Origin of the sequence: Micromonospora acroterricola, from assembly GCF_003172955.1 — a bacterium.
In the GTDB taxonomy this organism is placed as follows: Bacteria; Actinomycetota; Actinomycetes; order Mycobacteriales; family Micromonosporaceae; genus Micromonospora; species Micromonospora acroterricola.
Genome location: NZ_QGKR01000231.1, coordinates 1 through 16,607, shown reverse-complemented (window position 1 = coordinate 16,607; position 16,607 = coordinate 1). Strand labels below are relative to the sequence as shown.

Here is a 16,607-nt window from a genome sequence, read left to right as displayed (position 1 = left end):
ATGGTGGGCCGGCGTCAGCCGATCTCCTCGTCCACGTAGCACCAGCGCCACGTCTCGCCGGGCTGCGCCGAGCGGATCACCGGGTGGCCGCTGGACTCGAAGTGCTTCGTCGCGTGCTGGTTCGGCGACGAGTCGCAGCAGCCGACGTGCCCGCAGGTCAGACAGGCACGCAGGTGCACCCAGTCGGCATCGCCGATGGCGACGCAGTCCGGGCACTCCTCGACGGTGCCCGGCTCCACGGCGCCAGCCTCGGTCAGGTGCTGACAGCTCATTACTCGATCTCCTGTCGCCGCAGCAACGACTCTTCCAGGTCCAGGTCACGATAGGCCCGCACCAGCACCTCCTCGGGGATCCGACCGGCGTCCCGAGCATCCCGGAAGACGGTCCGCTCGGCGTCGATCATTTCTTGTCGCAGTCGACCGTACGCCTGGGACGGGGTTTCCCGCTCGGTGCCGCCGAGCCGTTCCCAGGCCAGGTTGGTGCGGTCCTCCAACAGCCGGCGCAGCCGGTTCACCACCGCCGCCGGGGCGTCTTCGGCCAGTTCGTCCAAGCGGTCCCGGGCGGCCCGGCTGGCCTGCTGCTGCACCCCGGCGGCCGACAACGCGTCCTGCACCGGGTCGTCCTGCGGCAGCTTCAGCTTGCGGGCGACCAGCGGCAGCGTGGCCCCCTGGCCGACCAGGGTGACCACGATCACCGCGAAGGCCAGCCAGATGAACAGCGCCCTCGGGTACGGCGCGTCGTCGGCCAGGGTCAGCGGCAGGGCCAGCGCGGCGGCCAGGGTCACCACGCCCCGCATCCCGGCCCAGCCGATGACGATCGGGAACTTCGCCGACGGGGCCTCGTCCCGGCGGCGGACCCGGGGCACCAGCCGGGCCAGATAGGTGGCCGGGAAGAGCCAGACGAACCGGGTGAGGAAGACCGTGGCGAGCACGGCGAGGGTGATGACGGTGAGCGAGCCGAGCGGCTCGTCGAGGTCCCGCAGCACCTCCGGCAGTTGGAGCCCGACCAGCAGGAAGACCAGTCCTTCCAGCAGGAAGCGGGCCAGCCGCCAGAACGCGCCGACCTGCAACCGGGAGGCGGCCGAGAGCAGCCGGGGCAGCTTGTGACCGAGCACCAGCCCGGCGACCACCACCGCGACGACGCCGGAGGCGTGCACCTCCTCGGCGGCGAACACCACCGCGAACGGGATGATCAACGACAGCGCGTTGTCCAGCAGCGGGTCGTTGATCCGCCGGTGCAGGAAGCCGAAGACCAGCGCGCCGAACGCGCCGATCAGGATTCCGCCGCCGGCGGACCGCAGCACCTCGATGGCGACGTCGGCGGTGCCGACCGCCGAGCCGGCGACGGCCAGCGTCGCGACCCGCAGCAGCACCAGCGCCGTCGCGTCGTTGATGAGGCTCTCGCCCTCCAGGATGGTGACCACCCGGCGGGGCAGCCCGACCCGCCGGGCGACTGCGGTGGCGGCCACCGCGTCCGGCGGCGCGACCACCGCGCCGAGGGCCAGGCAGATCGCGAACGGCACCTGCGGCAGCAGCAGGTGCAGCACCAGGCCGACCACGAACGCGGTGAACAGCACCAAGCCGACGGCGAGCAGCAGGATCGGCCGGATGTTGTTCTTGAACGCCGGCACCGAGGTCTCCAGCGCCGCGACGTAGAGCAGCGGCGGCAGGATGCCGACCAGCACCAGCTCCGGGTCGAGGTGGACCTGCGGGAAGCCGGGCACGAACGACAGAGCCAGACCGAGTACGACCAACAGGATCGGCGCGAGCAGGCCGAGCCGGCGGGCCAGTGCCGCCCCCAGGGTGGCGACCGCCAGGAACACGACGACCGGAAACAGGCTCTCCATGAGGTAGGAGCCTAGGGGGCGGGAGGCGCGGCCCTGATCAACCGGCCGTCCGCAGCTTCGGCAGCACCTCCGCGCCGAACGCGTCGATGAATCCGCGCTGCTCCTGCCCGACGTGGTGCAGGGCGATCTGGTCGAAGCCGAGCTCCACGTACTCCTCCAGCCAGCCGACGTGCCGGCCCAGGTCGGCGGAGACGTTCACCACGTCGGCGACCCGCTGCTTGGGCACGTCGGCCGAGACCACGTCGAAGTGCTCGACGGTCTCCAGGTCCCAGCAGACCGGCGGGGCGAAGACGTTGCTGCGCCACTGGTCGTACGCGATCGCCTCGGCCTGCGCCTGCTCGGGCGCCCAGCTGACGTGCACCTGCAGGTGCAGCGGCCCGCGCCCGCCGGCGTCCCGGTACGCGTCGGTCATCTCCCGCAGGTGCGCCACCGGGGCGTTCACGGTGATCAGCCCGTCCGCCCACTCCGCGCACCAGCGGGCGGTGGCCACGCTCACCGCGGCGCCGACCAGCGCGGGCGGCTCCTCGGGGCGGGTCCACAGCCGCGCCCGGTCGACCCGGACCAGGCCGTCGTGGCTGACCTCCTCGCCGGCCAGCAGCGCCCGGATCACGTCCACGCACTCGCGCAGCCGGGCCGCGCGCACGTCCTTGCGCGGCCACGGGTCGCCGGTGATGTGCTCGTTGCTGGCCTCACCGGTGCCCAGCGCGGCCCAGAACCGGCCGGGGTACATCGCGCCGAGCGTGCCGATCGCCTGCGCGATGATCGCCGGGTGGTAGCGCTGGCCCGGGGCGTTGACCACGCCGAACGACATGCCGGTGGCCTGCAACGCGGCGCCCAGCCAGGACCAGGCGAAGCCGGATTCGCCCTGGCGTGCGCTCCACGGGGAGAAGTGGTCGGAGCACATGGCGGCGTCGAAGCCGGCCCGCTCGGCGTGCACCACCGCCTCCAGCAGGGCGCGGGGGTGGATCTGCTCGTGGGATGCGTGAAAGCCGAACACCGTCATGGGCGCACTTCCTACCCACAACGCCACCCCCTGACGCCTGCGGGCAACGCCCCTTGTCGACGCCCGCGGGCTACTCGGCGTGGGCGCCGGCCCCGGCCGAGGCGGCCGCGCCGTCGCCCACCCAGACCGTCTTGGTGTTGCAGAACTCCCGCATGCCCAGCGCGGACAGCTCCCGGCCGTAGCCGGAGTTCTTCACGCCACCGAACGGCAACTCGGGGAAGGAGGTGGTCATCCCGTTGATGAACACGTTGCCCGCGTCCAGGTCGGTGGCGAAGCGCTCCTGCTCGGCCTCGTCGCGGGTCCAGGCGTTCGAGCCGAGCCCGAACGAGGTGCCGTTGGCCACCTCGATCGCCTCCTCGTACGAGGACACCCGGTACAGGCCGGCGACGGGGCCGAAGACCTCCTCGCGCCACATCCGCATCTCCGGCCTGAGGTCGGTGACGACGGTCGGCGGGTAGTACCAGCCGTCCCCGGCCGGCAGCTCGCCGCCGCAGAGCACGGTCGCGCCGTTGTCCACCGCGTCGCGCACCTGGGCGTGCACCTCGTCGCGACCGCCCTCGCTGGCCAGCGGCCCCACGTCGGTGTCGGAGTCCATCGGGTCGCCGACCCGCAGGGCGGCCATGTTCGCGGCGAACTTCTCGGCGAACGCGTCGAAGACGTCGGTGTGCACGATGAAACGCTTGGCGGCGATGCAGGACTGGCCGTTGTTCTGGCAGCGGGCGGTGGTGGCCACCTCGGCGGCCCGGTCCAGGTCGGCCGAGGGCATCACCACGAACGGGTCGCTACCGCCCAGTTCGAGCACGGTCTTCTTCAGCTCCCGGCCGGCGATCTGGCCGATGGACCGGCCGGCGCGCTCGCTGCCGGTGAGCGTGGCGGCGCGTACCCGGGGGTCGCTGAGGATCGGGTCGACGGCGTCCGAACCGACCAGCACGGTGGTGAACGCCCCCTCCGGGAAGCCGGCCCGGCGGAACACGTCCTCCAGCAGCAGCGCGGTCTGGGGCACGTTCGAGGCGTGCTTGAGCAGGCCGGTGTTGCCGGCCATCAGCGCGGGCGCGGCGAAGCGCATCACCTGCCAGAGCGGGAAGTTCCACGGCATCACCGCGAGCACCACACCGATCGGCTGGTAGCGGATGAGCGCCCGGGTCGCCTTGACCGCGGTGGCGTCCGCCGGCTCGTCGGCGAGGAACGCCGGCGCCCGGTCGGCGTAGAACCGGCAGGCGGCGGCGCACTTGGTCACCTCGGCCTGCGCCGCGACGTACGTCTTGCCCATCTCCGTGGTCATGATCCGGGCGATCTCGTCCCGGTCGGCCTCCAGCAGGTCGGCCGCGGCGTTCATCCACTGGGCCCGCTGGTCGACGGTGGTCCCGCGCAGCTGCTGGTACGCGAGGTCGGCGCGCTCGATGGCGGCGTCGAGCTGCTCGGTGGACATCGCCTCGTACGTCTTGAGCACCTGTCCGGTGGCGGGGTTGGTGGTGGCGATGGGCATCTCGTCCTCCTGTCACTCGAACAGCGAGTGCTTGACGCCCGGCTCCTCGCGGCGGCGGGCGGCGCGGCGGCGCTGGATCACGACCAGGTCGACGACGGCGACCACGGCGAAGATCGCGCAGAGCACGCCGAGCCAGGCGATGCCGGCCCAGAACGCCAGCACCGCGAAGAGCACCATGATCACCAGCCCGAAGCCGGCGAGGGTGAGCCGGAGATTCAGTGCGCTGTACGCGTGCCCGACCGTGCCGCGGGCACGCCGGGGCTGCGATCTCGTCATGCCTACCGACCTACCCCCGATCGCCGGCGTTAACCGGCCCGGCGCATCCCGGTCAGTCGCGCCAGGCGCCACGCGACGCGGCCGGACCGGGGCGCGCCGGTGTGCTCGGTTACATCCGTTCGCCCCAGAGCACCGCCGACCGCAGGATGGACGCATGTCCATGACCCAGACCGTGCCGGTGACCGTCGCGATCGCCCGGCGCGCCGATCCGGCCCGGGCCAGCGAGATGGTGGCCTGGATGCGGGCCGGCACCGCGCTGGCCGAGGCGTTCCCCGGGTTCCTCGGTGCGGGCTGGGTGCAGAGCGGTCCGGGTTCGCCGGAGTGGCACATGCTCTACCGCTTCGCGGACGCGGAGACGCTGCACCGGTGGGAGGAGTCGCCGCAGCGGCACTGGTGGCTCAGCTCCGCACAGGGCATCGTCGAGCACACCCGGGTCGAGCGGCGCACCGGGATCGAGGGCTGGTTCGACCCGCCGCTGGAGCACTGGGTCGACCCGGTCGAGCCCATCCCGCCGGCGTCGCCGCCTAGGTGGAAGCAGGCGGTGACGATCTGGTTGGCGTTCTTCCCGCTGAGCCTCAGCGCCACTCTGCTGACCAGCCGGTTCCTCGCCCACGTGCCGCTGCCGGCCCGGGTGCTGCTGATGACGCTCTGCCTGACCCCGCTGATGACCTACCTGGTGCTGCCGCGGATAACCCGGGCGCTGCACTGGTGGCTGCACGGCCACCCGGCCCCCTGGCGTAACGCGCGCCCATAGCACGTCGGGGCGGCCACACCGGCGCTCTGCCGCATACCCGACAGCAACTTCGCAACAAACCACGTCCTACGCATAGAGTTACCGCGCTGTCGCTCTGTGCTGTGAAGACGGGGGATGTCATGCCTCGACGCTGGGTCGCCGCCCTGGCCTGTCTCGCGGCGCTGGTCGCGCTGGCCTGCGAGGGCGACACGTCGGCGACACCGCGCCCCACCAAGGGCACCCCGCAGCCCGGCGGGCCGGGCGGCATCGCCGCGCTCGGCGACTCGATCAGCACCGGCTTCGCCTCCTGCCTGGTGCTCACCTCCTGCGAGCGCAACTCCTGGTCGACGGGGGACGGCCTGCGGGTGCGCAGCCACTACCGGCGACTACTCGACCAGGACTCCGCGATCCGCGACCGGAGGTACAACCACGCCCGGCCGGGGGCCCGCGCCGACGCCCTCGAGGGCCAGGCCAAGGCTGCGGTACGCGACCGCGCCGACTACGTCACCGTGCTGATCGGCGCCAACGACGTCTGTCGGGGCGCGGTGGACGCGATGACGCCGGTGGCGCGGTTCCGGGCCGACGTGGACCGGGGCCTGCGGGTGCTGCGAACCGGACGGCCGAAGGCACGGGTGCTGGTGGTGAGCATTCCCGACCTGTACCGGCTCTGGGAGGTCGGGCACGGCGACTCCCGGGCGGTGCGCGCCTGGCGGCGGGGCGTCTGCCCGGCCCTGCTGGCCGACGCGACCTCGACGGCGCCCGCCGACCGCGCCCGGCGGACCGCCGTCCGGGACCGGATCGACGCGTACAACGCCCAGCTCGTGGCCGCGTGCCGGGCGTACGGCTCGCGTTGCCGGCACGACGGCGGCGCGGTGCACAAGGTCCGGTTCAGCCTCGACATGCTGAACCCGCTGGACTGGTTCCACCCCAACGTGAGCGGGCAGGGCCGGCTCGCCGAGGTGACCTGGCGCTCCTCCGGCCTGGCCGACTGACCGCCCCGACGCCTGGCGGCCGCGGCGGGTCAGTGGTGGCGGGGTTCCGGGACGGCGGCGCCGCGCGGGCGGTAGAGCGCCCGCGATCGCTCCGCGAGATCCCGGGTGGCCGACGAGTTGGCCCAGGTGCCGAGCACGATCGCCGCGCCGGGCACGATCTTGGCAACCATCCGCTTGGCCGCCCGGACCCCGGCCATCTGCGCCAGCCGGACGCCGAGCTTCAGCATGACGTGACCGAGCGGACGCTGGCGCCCGCCCCGGCCGAAGAGCGCGTGGGCGCGTTCCCGGCCGGCGGCCACCCCGAGCGCCAGCCGGGCGCTCTCGGCGACCTTGTGCACCCGCTGGAGCACCAGCAGGTCGGTGGCCCGGTCGCTGTGCAACGGGTCGACGTCGTACGCGGCGGCGATGTGCAGCACCATCCGCGCCTGGGTCCAGGCCAGCACGCCCACGTCGAGCACGGCGCCGGGCAGGCCGGCCGCGCCGGAGACCGCGCCGGAGAGGCGGGCCAGGTTGAGGAACTTGCGGGCCGCCTGGTCGGCCAGCGCGTCGGCGGAGACGCCGGGCTGGTCGGCCCGGGCCCGGACGGCCCATTGGGCGGCCTCCGGACCCAGCCGGCGCACCGCCTCCAGGGCGAGGTGCTCCGGGGCGTACTGCGGATCGGCGCGCATCCGGTCCCAGAGCCGGGCCGGCGGGCCCTCGGGGGCGTCCACCGGCGCGGTTGGCGGGTTGTCAGACGGCTGGGGGGTGGGCACGGCGGGCGTGCCGCCGACGGGCGGGGTGTCGGTCACCGGGTCTCCCCAGGGGTCGGTACGGCGGGCAGGACTACCGGTGACAGGGTCAGCGGCGTCGGTTGGAGAACCGGGCCGCCAACCCCTTGAGCTTCTGCTGGTTGCCGGGCTTGGCCATCTCGCGGCGGCCCCGATCGACCATCTGCTGCCCCTTCGGTGATTTCAAAAACGCGCTGATCCGCTGCATCAGTGACATAACGTCCTCCTGTCGACGATCCCTCTGTCATGTGTACCCCGAACCCGCAACGGATGTACCCGGGACGCGACAGGCTCAACCCTTATGGTCCACAGTGGTCGGTAGGTTATCGCCCGCTCGGCAGGATGGCGCTGACGACCCGGGTGGCCCGCCACTCGTGCTGCTGGTAGTGCTCGGGGTACGCGGAGACCTGCACCGCCTGGGCGGCGTCGGTGAGCCGCATGTGCTGCCAGCCGGGCACCTGCTCCAGCGCGGTGAGGAACTGCCGGGTGGCGAACTCGGGGTCCATCAGCCGGCCCACGGGGCCCCAGCCGCTGCTCGAGCGCTGCTGGAACAAACCGACCGAGTCGTGGTCCCAGCCGACGCCCTGGTGCGGGTAGTCCCGCGACTCGGGCAACACGCCGCTGGCCACGTTGTACAGGTTGCTCTCCTGCATGGCGGTCGCCACGGCGATCACCAGACCACGGCGCGGCACCCCCATCTCGCGGCCGGCGCGGACGATCGCCTCCGCGTTCTCCATCTGGTCCTCGTCCAGCCCGGCGACGGGGGCCGGGTCGGTCGGTCGCGCGGTGGTGGCCTTGCGCGCCGACGACCTTGTGTCCGGGTCGGCGGGGGTCGCGACGGCGGACGGGGTGGCGGTGCCCGGGGCGGCACGGTCGAGGCCACGGGAGGCGCCCTGCTCCTCGGCGCGTTGCATCAGCTCCGAGCTGCCCGGACGCGCGTCGGCCCGGGTCGCCGCGCCGGCGCTCTCGTCGCGGACCTGTGCGACGGCCGCCAGGCCGAGGCAGCAGACCACGCCGGTTGCCAGCGCCACCTGCGCCCGGCGTCGCCCAATCAGGTCCCGGGCGTACGCCCGGAGCCGGCTCGCGGCGGTTGTCCGTTCGGCTGAGGTGCCATCCTCCATATCGGCAGTGGGCCTGCTCGGGGCGTACGGGTCGTCGAGGGTGCCGTCGTCACGCATCAACCGAGGCTAGGCAGGTGGAAACGCCGATCACGCACGGTGATCACGTGGCCCTCGCCACAGATCGGGGGTGTCCTGGCGGACGACCGGGGCGGGTCGGTCCGGTCGGGGAACGGACCTCGCGTACCGGATGAAGCCGGCCCGGCACGCAGGCGGGCACGGCCGGCGACAGGAGGGGACATCCAGCCCCGGGCGCTGACATGATCGACAAACTCGGCCTTTGGGTGGAACCACCCCTCCGCCGATCGGACAGCAGTGCCGCACCGGCTGGCGTATTCGGATGATTAGTCCGGTCGTGCCCATCCGCCAGGCGACGGATCGCCCGCCGCAGGAATGCACCAGGATGGCGGGTACGTTGCCCGAACCGGGTGCCGTCCGTCGCGTCGGCATCCCGTAGGCACATTCCAGGGAGGTCCGCACCGGTGCTCGACCCACACGAGCTCTACCAGCTCACCGACGATCTGCCCGACCTCGGGCAACCGGTCATGATCCAGGCCCTCACCGGGTTCGTGGACGCCGGCAACGCCAGCCGGCTGGCCCGCGAGCAGCTGCTCACCTCGCTGGAGAGCCGGCCGATCGCCACCTTCGACGTGGACCAGCTCTTCGACTACCGCTCCCGACGACCGGTGATGACGTTCGTCGAGGACCACTGGGAGAGCGTCGACGCCCCCAAGCTGGAGCTGCACCTCCTGCAGGACGACGACGAGACCCCGTTCCTCCTGCTCACCGGCCCCGAGCCGGACCTGCAGTGGGAGCGTTTCGTGGCCGCCGTCGCCGGGCTCACCGCCCGCCTGGACGTGCGGCTCACCGTGGGCCTCAACTCGATCCCGATGGCGGTGCCGCACACCCGGCCGACCGGGGTGACCGCCCACGCCACCCGGCCCGAGCTGATCGCCGGGTACGAGCCCTGGCTGCAACGCGTCCAGGTGCCCGGCAGCGTCGGTCACCTGCTGGAGTTCCGCCTCGGCGAGCAGGGTCGTGACGCGCTCGGCTTCGCCGCCCACGTGCCGCACTACGTGGCGCAGACCGAGTACCCGGCCGCCGCCGAGGTGCTGCTCACCTCGGTGTCCCGCAGCACCGGGCTGCTGCTGCCCGGCGACGGGCTGCGCTCGGCCGCCGAGGTGGTCCGGGTGGAGATCGACCGGCAGGTCGCCCAGACCGAGGACGCCGCCGCCCTGGTCCAGGCCCTGGAGGAGCAGTACGACGCGTTCGCCCGGGGTCGCGGTGAGAAGAACCTGCTCGCCCCGGACGCCGGCCCGCTGCCGACCGCCGACGAACTCGGCGCTGAGCTGGAGCGCTACCTGGCCGAACAGACCCGTCCCGGCGACACCCCGGGCAGCTGACCGGGCGTCGCGGGGGCGGATGCGGCAGGCTGGGGACATGCGCCTGGCAACGTGGAACGTGAACTCTGTGAAGGCACGGCTGCCCCGGCTGCTGGAGTGGCTGGCCGACACCGGGCCGGACGTGGTCTGCCTGCAGGAGACCAAGTGCCCGGACGGCGCCTTCCCGGTGGCCGAGGTGGGCGAGCTGGGCTTCACCGTGGCCAGCCACAGCGACGGCCGGTGGAACGGGGTCGCCATCCTGTCCCGGGTCGGCCTGACCGACGTCCGGGTCGGGTTCGCCGGCGAACCCGGCTTTCCCGAGCCGGAGGCCCGCGCGATCTCCGCCACGTGCGGCGGGGTGCGGGTCTGGTCGGTGTACGTGCCCAACGGCCGGACACCGGACGACCCGCACTACGCGTACAAGTTGGCCTGGTTCGCGGCGCTGCGCGACGCGCTGGACGCGGAGCTGGCCGGTGGGCTGCCGCTGGCCGTCTGCGGCGACTTCAACGTCGCCCCGACCGACGCCGACGTCTGGGACCCGGCCGTCTTCACCCACTCCACGCACGTCACGCCGGCCGAGCGGGCGGCCCTCGCGGCGCTGCGCGACCTCGGGCTCAGCGACGTGGTGCCGACCCCGATGAAGGGGCCGCACCCGTTCACCTACTGGGACTACCGGGCCGGGATGTTCCACCAGAACAAGGGCATGCGCATCGACCTGGTGTACGCCTCCGCGCCGTTCACCCGCGCGGTCCGCTCGGCGTACGTCGACCGGGAGGCCCGCAAGGGCAAGGGGCCCTCCGATCACGCCCCGATCGTGGTCGACGCCGAGCTGGTCCCCGTGGTCGAGGCGTTCTGACTCTCGTCCCGGGGCGGCGGCCGGTGGCTAGGGTGGGCAGATGGCAGTCGTGAAGATCAACGCAATCGAGGTCCCGCCGGGCGGCGGCGCCGAGCTGGAGAAGCGGTTCGCCGCCCGAGCCGGAACGGTGGAGAACTCGCCCGGCTTCCTCGGCTTCGAGCTGCTCCGGCCGGTGGCGGGCGAGACCCGCTACTTCGTCTACACCCGCTGGGAGACCGAGGAGGCATACCAGGCGTGGGCCGCCGGCCCGTCCCGCGCCGCCCACGCCGCCGCCCCCGGCGAGAAACCCCGCCAGCCGGTCGCCACCGGCGCGAGCCTCCTGGAGTTCGAGGTGGCCCTGCACGTCCCCCAGCCGTAGCGGGCGTCCCCGGCCCGGTCGGGACGACAGGTTGCTGCGTGAGGATTGATCCACTCGGGATCAGTGATGTCGGGGTGTTCGGGCCGGCGGGACACCCCGACATCACCGAAACTGTGTCGATCATGCTCCGCGACGTCAGGGTTTCCGGGAGGACTCCAGGGTGGCGAAGGCGATCACGTTGTCGGCGTAGCCGGTGCGGCCGCCGATGAACTGGCCACCGCAGGTGATCAGCCGCAGCCCCGGTGGGCCGTCGTGGCCGTAGATCCGCTCGGCGGGCAGCTGGTCCTTCGGGAAGTGCTCGACGGTGTCGACCTTGAACACCACCACCGAACGGTCCGCCCGGGCCACCTCGATGAGGTCGCCCGGCTTCAGCCTGCCCAGGTCGTAGAAGACCGACGGGCCGCTCTTCGTGTCCACGTGCCCGACGATCACCGCCGGGCCGGGCTCGCCCGGCGTCGGGCCGCGGTCGTACCAGCCGGTCTCGTTGTGCCGCTCCAACGGCGGTACGGCGATCGAGCCGTCCCGGGCCTGCCCCACCGGGGCCACGGGCGCGGCGACCTTGATCGCCGGCACCGACAGTCGTACCGGGCGGCTGGCCGACAACCCGACGGACTCGCTGCGGGCCGGGCGGTCACCCCCGGCCGTGGCCCAGTCGAACGGGCCGGCCGAGCGGCCCAGCCCCGCCCCGGTCGCGAAGACGCCGACCAGCACCAGCACCACGGCCAACGGCACCGACCAGGGGCTGCGGCCGGACGGACGACTGCGCCGGGGCGCGACGGCGGTCGGCGGCCGGGCCGCAACCGGCGGACGGTCGGCGGGCGGCCGCGAACCGGTGGGCGGCTGCGCGGGTCGGAAGATCTCCATGGCGGAGCTCAGCGGCGCGCCGCGCCACGGACGGTACGCGGCCGACGCAGGGCCACCACGGCGAGGATCAGCCCGGTGACGGTCAGCGCCGCGCCACCGGGCAGCAGCAGCTTTTCGGTCATCCCGCCGGCGCTGCCGCCGAAGCCGGTGGCCGGGCCCCGACTGGGTTGGTTCGGCACCTTCTTGACCACCTGGAGCATGGTCGAGGCCGTCTCGCCGTCACGGCACTCCAGCTTGACCCGGTAGTTGCCGGGTCGGGTGCGCTCGCGCACCATCGGCGCGGCGGTGAGCACCCCACCCTGCGGCTGGACACCGACCGCTCCGAAGGCGTCGGAGACCACCGTGGCGCCCACCGAGTTGTCCCGGCAACTGGCCCGGATGCCGACCAGGTAGCCGGGCTGCACCGTGCTCGGGCTCACCTCGACGAAGACGTCCACCGCCGGGCTGGGCTGCGGAGCACCGCCCAGCGGATCAGGCTGGGGCGCACGGAGGGCGGGTGCGGCGAGCGCGAGCGCGGCGGGTGCGGGCACGGTCCGGGCGGGTACGGGAGCGGCCTGCGCGGACGCGGCGAGCGCGGGAGCGGCGGCCAGCAGGGGGCCGGCGAGCATGTTCAGCACCGTCAGGGTCACACCGCCGCGGGTCACTGTCACGATGCCCCCTTTTCGATGCCGTGCACCGTGCCGGGCAGCGGACCACCCGGCCTGCCGTACCAGTTGAATCCTCTCACTACCGGTCGCACATCACATCCGTTCCGCCGACGGGGTCGCGTACGCTCGGGACGCTGTGACCGCCACCGACCATGACCCCGCCGCCCCGCCCGAGAGCCGGACCATCCGCACCTTCCACCCCCGACGGGGCCGGATGAGCGGCCGGCAGACCGATGCGCTGGACCGGCTCTGGCCCGCGTACGGCGTGGACGTGCCGGACGGGCCCGTCCAGCCGGTCGAGCTGGCCGACCTGTTCGGCCGCCGGGCGCCGGTGGTGCTGGAGATCGGCTCGGGCATGGGCGACAGCACCGCCGCGATGGCCGCCGCTGACCCGGACCGAGATTATCTGGCGGTGGAGGTGCACACGCCGGGAATCGCGAACCTGCTTGACCTGGTCGAACGCGGCGGTCTGAATAACGTTCGGGTGGCGAGGGGCGACGCGCTGGACCTGGTCCGAGGCCTGCCCGAGGGCGCCCTGGACGCCGTGCACGTCTTCTTCCCGGACCCGTGGCCGAAGGCCCGCCACCACAAGCGGCGGATCATCCAGCCGTCGCACGTGGCGCTGTTGCGGTCCCGGCTGACGCCGGGCGGCACGCTGCACTGCGCGACCGACTGGGCCGAGTACGCCGAGGCGATGCGGGAGACCCTGGACGCCGACCCGGGGCTGGTGGACGCGTACGGCGGGTTCGCGCCGCGACCGGCGCACCGCCCGGTGACGAAGTTCGAGCGGCGGGCGCTCACGGCCGGCCGACCGGTCACCGACCTGATCTACCGCCGCCGGTGAGAAAGAGGCCTCTGTCGACGCCTGGTGTGGTGGAGGGGGCCCATCCTGTCGCCTCGGGCACCCGCGACCACTCGCCGGTTGGCGCGAACGGTCATGATCCAGGCACCATGGACGGGATATGACGCTCACCGCCGCGCTGCCGACAAGCGCCGACCCCGACACCCTCTTCGACGCGTTCGCCGGCTGGGCGAAGGAGCGCGGCCTCGACCTCTACCCCCACCAGGAGGAGGCGGTCATCGAGATCGTCTCCGGCGCCAACCTGATCATGAACACGCCCACCGGCTCGGGCAAGAGTCTGGTCGCGGTCGCCGCGCACTTCGCGGCCCTCGCGGACAGCCGGACCACCTTCTACACCGCGCCGATCAAGGCGCTGGTGTCGGAGAAGTTCTTCGCCCTCTGCGAGGTCTTCGGCGCCGAGAACGTCGGCATGCTGACCGGCGACGCCAGCGTCAACGCCGACGCCCCGATCATCTGCTGCACCGCGGAGATCCTGGCCAACCTGGCGCTGCGCGAGGGCGACCGGGCCGACGTCGGCCAGGTGATCATGGACGAGTTCCACTTCTACGCCGAGCCGGACCGGGGCTGGGCCTGGCAGGTGCCGATCATCGAGCTGCCGCAGGCCCAGTTCATCCTGATGTCCGCCACCCTGGGGGACACCACCCGGTTCGTCGACGACCTCACCCGGCGTACCGGCCGGCCGACCGCCGTCGTGCGCACGGCGGAGCGGCCGGTCCCGCTGATCTTCTCGTACGCGATGACGCCGCTGCACGAGACGCTCGAGGAGCTGCTGGAGACCAGGCAGGCCCCGGTGTACGTCGTGCACTTCACCCAGGCCGCCGCGCTGGAGCGCGCCCAGGCGCTGATGAGCGTCAACGTCTGCACCCGCGCCGAGAAGGACATGATCGCCGAGGCCATCGGCGGCTTCCGGTTCACCTCGGGCTTCGGCAAGACGCTGTCCCGGCTGGTCCGGCACGGCATCGGCGTCCACCACGCCGGCATGCTGCCCAAGTACCGCCGGCTGGTGGAGACCCTGGCCCAGGCCGGCCTGCTCAAGGTCATCTGCGGCACCGACACCCTCGGCGTCGGCATCAACGTGCCGATCCGCACCGTGCTGTTCACCGGCCTGTCCAAGTACGACGGGGTGCGCACGCGGCTGCTCAAGAACCGGGAGTTCCACCAGATCGCCGGGCGGGCCGGCCGGGCCGGTTACGACACCATCGGCCGGGTCGTGGTGCAGGCCCCCGAGCACGTGATCGACAACGAGAAGGCCCTCGCCAAGGCCGGCGACGACCCGAAGAAGCGGCGCAAGGTGGTCCGCAAGAAGCCGCCGGAGGGCTCGATCGGCTGGGGCCAGCCCACCTTCGACCGGCTGGTCGACGCCGAGCCGGAGCCGTTGACCTCCAGCTTCCAGGTCAGCCACTCGATGCTGCTCAACGTGATCGGCCGCCCCGGTGACGCGTTCACCGCGATGCGGCACCTGCTCACCGACAACCACGAGGAGCCGGCCGCGCAGCGCCGGCACATCCGCCGGGCGATCGCCATCTACCGGGCGCTGCGCGCCGGCGGCGTGGTGGAGGAGCTGCCCGAGCCGGACGAGACCGGCCGACGGGTGCGCCTCACCATGGACCTCCAGCTCGACTTCGCGCTCAACCAGCCGCTCTCCCCCCTCGCCCTGGCCGCCATCGAGCTGCTCGACGCCGAGTCCCCGTCGTACGCCCTGGACGTCCTCTCGGTCATCGAGTCGATCCTCGACGACCCCCGGCAGATCCTCTCCGCGCAGCAGTTCAAGGCGCGCGGCGAGGCGGTCGCCGCGATGAAGGCCGAGGGCATCGAGTACGAGGCCCGCCTCGAACTGCTCGACGAGGTGACCCACCCGAAGCCCCTCGCGGAACTGCTCGAGGCCGCGTACGAGATGTACCGGCAGGGGCACCCCTGGGTCGCCGACCACGAGCTCTCCCCCAAGGCCGTGGTCCGCGACATGTACGAGCGGGCGATGACCTTCACCGAGTACGTGTCGTTCTACGGGCTGACCCGCTCCGAGGGCCTGGTGCTGCGCTACCTGGCCGACGCGTACAAGACGCTGCGGCAGACCGTCCCCGAGGACGCCAAGACCGAGGAGCTGATCGACCTCATCGAGTGGCTGGGCGAGCTGGTCCGCCAGGTCGACTCCAGCCTGATCGACGAGTGGGAGCGGCTGCGCAACCCGTCCGACGTGGCGGAGGTGGCCCAGGCGCACGCCGCCCTGACCGACCGGCCACCGGCGGTGACCCGCAACGCGCGGGCGTTCCGGGTGCTGGTGCGCAACGCGCTGTTCCGCCGGGTCGAGCTGGCCGCGCTGCGCCGCTGGGACCTCCTCGCCGAACTGGACGCCGGCGACGGCTGGGACTACGACGCGTGGGCCGACGCGCTTCAGCCGTACTTCGAGGCGTACGACTCAATCGGGGTGGGTCCGGACGCGCGCGGGCCGGCGCTGCTCATGATCGAGCAGGGCCGGGAGCGGTGGACGGTCCGGCAGATCCTGGACGACCCGGACGGCGACCACGACTGGGGCATCAGCGCCGAGGTCGACCTGGCCGCGTCGGACGAGGTCGGCGCAGCGGTCATCCGGATCACCGACGTCGGCCAGCTCTAGCGGTCATCTCGACAGGGGGTCGTCCGAACGCCGGGCGGCCCCCTTTGTCGCGTCTTCCGCACCCCCGTTTTCACTGGGCGATGTCAGACCCGTCGATTAGAATGTATGTACTAATCGAGTTCCTGACCTGGGAGGACGCCCGTGACCGCGCCCGCCTCCACGCCCCTCACGCCCTACGCCACCCTGCTCGGTTTCACCCGCTACGTCGACCGCACCGGCCCCACCAAGGCCACGTTCGTGGGCGGGCTGCGCAAGCAGCGAGCCAGTCGCTCCGGCTTCAACCCGCACGGCCAGTTCGTCAAGGCGCTCAAGGCCGACATCGCGTTCCACACCGGCGGCACGCACCTGGCCGGCGTGGTGGACGTGGTCAAGCCCCGCTGGCGCCCGCTCTACCAGGCGCTGGTGCCCGGCGCCACGGCCTGGCTGCACTCCCTCGGCGAGCCGGGCGCCATCGACCTGGCCCAGACCCGCGACGCCCTGGCCATGCTGGGCGACCTACCCGTCAAGATCAACCCCCACTTCGGGGTACGCCACGCCGACGGCCGTGTCGAGGCGGTCCGGCTGCACTTCGACGAGACCCCGCCGAGTGAGGAGTCGATGCTCGCCACCCTGCACCTGATGGCACGACACATGGACGCGGTGCTGCCGCACGCCGAGCCGGTCCTGGTCGACGTCCGGCGCGGCCAGGCCCACCGCATGCCCACCGACGCCAAGCCCGAGCAGATCGAACGCTGGCTGGCCGGCGAAGCCGCCGCCTTCCGCGCCATCTGGTCCACCGCCGCCTGACCCACCCACCCCATTTC

General features: G+C 72.7%; 18 protein-coding genes. 8 read left to right on the top strand and 10 right to left on the bottom strand.

The window, feature by feature from the left end; translation table 11 throughout:
- Positions 1 to 14: 14 nt before the first annotated feature.
- The 5 genes from DKT68_RS20425 to DKT68_RS20405 form a co-directional block, all read right to left on the bottom strand.
- A complete protein-coding gene (locus DKT68_RS20425) occupies positions 15 to 272 on the bottom strand; it encodes a UBP-type zinc finger domain-containing protein (protein WP_109819010.1) in 258 nt (85 codons plus the stop codon).
- On the bottom strand, positions 272 to 1,846 hold the full coding sequence (locus DKT68_RS20420) for a Na+/H+ antiporter (protein WP_109819009.1): 1,575 nt from the start codon (positions 1,844 to 1,846) through the stop codon (positions 272 to 274). The genes DKT68_RS20425 and DKT68_RS20420 overlap by 1 nt, the downstream gene beginning before the upstream one ends.
- Positions 1,847 to 1,883: 37 nt before the next feature.
- Entirely contained in the window at positions 1,884 to 2,849 is a 966-nt protein-coding gene (locus DKT68_RS20415) for a TIGR03885 family FMN-dependent LLM class oxidoreductase (RefSeq protein ID WP_109819008.1), read from the bottom strand.
- 70 nt (positions 2,850 to 2,919) lie between these two features.
- Positions 2,920 to 4,335, bottom strand: coding sequence for an NADP-dependent succinic semialdehyde dehydrogenase (locus DKT68_RS20410; protein ID WP_109819007.1), 1,416 nt, complete (start codon positions 4,333 to 4,335; stop codon positions 2,920 to 2,922).
- 12 nt (positions 4,336 to 4,347) lie between these two features.
- Positions 4,348 to 4,611, bottom strand: a complete 264-nt coding sequence (locus tag DKT68_RS20405; RefSeq protein WP_109819006.1) for a DUF6343 family protein — start codon at positions 4,609 to 4,611, stop codon at positions 4,348 to 4,350.
- A 154-nt stretch (positions 4,612 to 4,765) separates the two neighbouring features.
- On the opposite strand from DKT68_RS20405, the gene DKT68_RS20400 reads away from it, so the two are divergent.
- Complete coding sequence (locus DKT68_RS20400; protein ID WP_109819005.1) at positions 4,766 to 5,365, top strand: antibiotic biosynthesis monooxygenase; 600 nt, start codon at positions 4,766 to 4,768, stop codon at positions 5,363 to 5,365.
- A gap of 119 nt (positions 5,366 to 5,484) precedes the next feature.
- Positions 5,485 to 6,336, top strand: a complete 852-nt coding sequence (locus DKT68_RS20395; protein ID WP_109819004.1) for a GDSL-type esterase/lipase family protein — start codon at positions 5,485 to 5,487, stop codon at positions 6,334 to 6,336.
- Between the two features lie 29 nt (positions 6,337 to 6,365).
- On the opposite strand, the gene DKT68_RS20390 is transcribed toward DKT68_RS20395, so the two are convergent.
- The 3 genes from DKT68_RS20390 to DKT68_RS20385 all read right to left on the bottom strand — a co-directional run bounded on the left by DKT68_RS20390 (position 6,366) and on the right by DKT68_RS20385 (position 8,281).
- Complete coding sequence (locus tag DKT68_RS20390) at positions 6,366 to 7,124, bottom strand: EcsC family protein (protein WP_109819003.1); 759 nt, start codon at positions 7,122 to 7,124, stop codon at positions 6,366 to 6,368.
- Between the two features lie 49 nt (positions 7,125 to 7,173).
- On the bottom strand, positions 7,174 to 7,320 hold the full coding sequence (locus tag DKT68_RS31530) for a hypothetical protein (protein ID WP_167337326.1): 147 nt from the start codon (positions 7,318 to 7,320) through the stop codon (positions 7,174 to 7,176).
- Positions 7,321 to 7,426: 106 nt separating this feature from the next.
- A complete protein-coding gene (locus DKT68_RS20385; protein WP_109819002.1) occupies positions 7,427 to 8,281 on the bottom strand; it encodes a peptidase M23 in 855 nt (284 codons plus the stop codon).
- Between the two features lie 422 nt (positions 8,282 to 8,703).
- On the opposite strand from DKT68_RS20385, the gene DKT68_RS20380 reads away from it, so the two are divergent.
- The 3 genes from DKT68_RS20380 to DKT68_RS20370 are packed head-to-tail and all read left to right on the top strand — an operon-like array spanning position 8,704 to position 10,817.
- The gene (locus tag DKT68_RS20380; RefSeq protein ID WP_109819001.1) at positions 8,704 to 9,624 is read left to right on the top strand and encodes a proteasome assembly chaperone family protein; all 921 of its coding nucleotides are present in this window, start codon (positions 8,704 to 8,706) and stop codon (positions 9,622 to 9,624) included.
- 37 nt (positions 9,625 to 9,661) lie between these two features.
- The gene (locus DKT68_RS20375; RefSeq protein WP_109819000.1) at positions 9,662 to 10,459 is read left to right on the top strand and encodes an exodeoxyribonuclease III; all 798 of its coding nucleotides are present in this window, start codon (positions 9,662 to 9,664) and stop codon (positions 10,457 to 10,459) included.
- Between the two features lie 40 nt (positions 10,460 to 10,499).
- A complete protein-coding gene (locus tag DKT68_RS20370; RefSeq protein WP_109818999.1) occupies positions 10,500 to 10,817 on the top strand; it encodes an antibiotic biosynthesis monooxygenase family protein in 318 nt (105 codons plus the stop codon).
- A 135-nt stretch (positions 10,818 to 10,952) separates the two neighbouring features.
- On the opposite strand, the gene DKT68_RS20365 is transcribed toward DKT68_RS20370, so the two are convergent.
- Both DKT68_RS20365 and DKT68_RS20360 read right to left on the bottom strand, forming a co-directional pair.
- Positions 10,953 to 11,681, bottom strand: coding sequence for a class F sortase (locus DKT68_RS20365; protein WP_236646995.1), 729 nt, complete (start codon positions 11,679 to 11,681; stop codon positions 10,953 to 10,955).
- Positions 11,682 to 11,689: 8 nt separating this feature from the next.
- Positions 11,690 to 12,334: a hypothetical protein gene (locus DKT68_RS20360; RefSeq protein WP_109818998.1), complete on the bottom strand. Its 645-nt coding sequence runs from the start codon at positions 12,332 to 12,334 to the stop codon at positions 11,690 to 11,692.
- 130 nt (positions 12,335 to 12,464) lie between these two features.
- On the opposite strand from DKT68_RS20360, the gene trmB reads away from it, so the two are divergent.
- The 3 genes from trmB to DKT68_RS20345 all read left to right on the top strand — a co-directional run bounded on the left by trmB (position 12,465) and on the right by DKT68_RS20345 (position 16,590).
- Positions 12,465 to 13,172 carry a tRNA (guanosine(46)-N7)-methyltransferase TrmB gene (trmB, locus tag DKT68_RS20355; protein WP_109818997.1) on the top strand — a complete coding sequence of 236 codons (708 nt, stop codon included), beginning with the start codon at positions 12,465 to 12,467 and terminating at the stop codon, positions 13,170 to 13,172.
- Between the two features lie 118 nt (positions 13,173 to 13,290).
- On the top strand, positions 13,291 to 15,804 hold the full coding sequence (locus tag DKT68_RS20350) for a DEAD/DEAH box helicase (protein WP_109818996.1): 2,514 nt from the start codon (positions 13,291 to 13,293) through the stop codon (positions 15,802 to 15,804).
- A 141-nt stretch (positions 15,805 to 15,945) separates the two neighbouring features.
- Complete coding sequence (locus DKT68_RS20345) at positions 15,946 to 16,590, top strand: hypothetical protein (protein ID WP_109818995.1); 645 nt, start codon at positions 15,946 to 15,948, stop codon at positions 16,588 to 16,590.
- Positions 16,591 to 16,607: the final 17 nt, after the last annotated feature.

What these genes read in the sequence shown, in the direction of transcription:
- DKT68_RS20420 (WP_109819009.1), bottom strand. Translation starts at nt 1,846, where the DNA reads ATGGAGAGCCTGTTTCCGGTCGTCGTGTTCCTGGCGGTCGCCACCCTG.
- DKT68_RS20415 (WP_109819008.1), bottom strand. Translation starts at nt 2,849, where the DNA reads ATGACGGTGTTCGGCTTTCACGCATCCCACGAGCAGATCCACCCCCGC.
- DKT68_RS20365 (WP_236646995.1), bottom strand. Translation starts at nt 11,681, where the DNA reads ATGGAGATCTTCCGACCCGCGCAGCCGCCCACCGGTTCGCGGCCGCCC.
- DKT68_RS20370 (WP_109818999.1), top strand. Translation starts at nt 10,500, where the DNA reads ATGGCAGTCGTGAAGATCAACGCAATCGAGGTCCCGCCGGGCGGCGGC.
- DKT68_RS20400 (WP_109819005.1), top strand. Translation starts at nt 4,766, where the DNA reads ATGTCCATGACCCAGACCGTGCCGGTGACCGTCGCGATCGCCCGGCGC.
- DKT68_RS20375 (WP_109819000.1), top strand. Translation starts at nt 9,662, where the DNA reads ATGCGCCTGGCAACGTGGAACGTGAACTCTGTGAAGGCACGGCTGCCC.
- DKT68_RS20395 (WP_109819004.1), top strand. Translation starts at nt 5,485, where the DNA reads ATGCCTCGACGCTGGGTCGCCGCCCTGGCCTGTCTCGCGGCGCTGGTC.
- DKT68_RS20385 (WP_109819002.1), bottom strand. Translation starts at nt 8,281, where the DNA reads ATGCGTGACGACGGCACCCTCGACGACCCGTACGCCCCGAGCAGGCCC.
- DKT68_RS31530 (WP_167337326.1), bottom strand. Translation starts at nt 7,320, where the DNA reads ATGTCACTGATGCAGCGGATCAGCGCGTTTTTGAAATCACCGAAGGGG.
- DKT68_RS20405 (WP_109819006.1), bottom strand. Translation starts at nt 4,611, where the DNA reads ATGACGAGATCGCAGCCCCGGCGTGCCCGCGGCACGGTCGGGCACGCG.
- DKT68_RS20425 (WP_109819010.1), bottom strand. Translation starts at nt 272, where the DNA reads ATGAGCTGTCAGCACCTGACCGAGGCTGGCGCCGTGGAGCCGGGCACC.
- DKT68_RS20350 (WP_109818996.1), top strand. Translation starts at nt 13,291, where the DNA reads ATGACGCTCACCGCCGCGCTGCCGACAAGCGCCGACCCCGACACCCTC.
- DKT68_RS20410 (WP_109819007.1), bottom strand. Translation starts at nt 4,335, where the DNA reads ATGCCCATCGCCACCACCAACCCCGCCACCGGACAGGTGCTCAAGACG.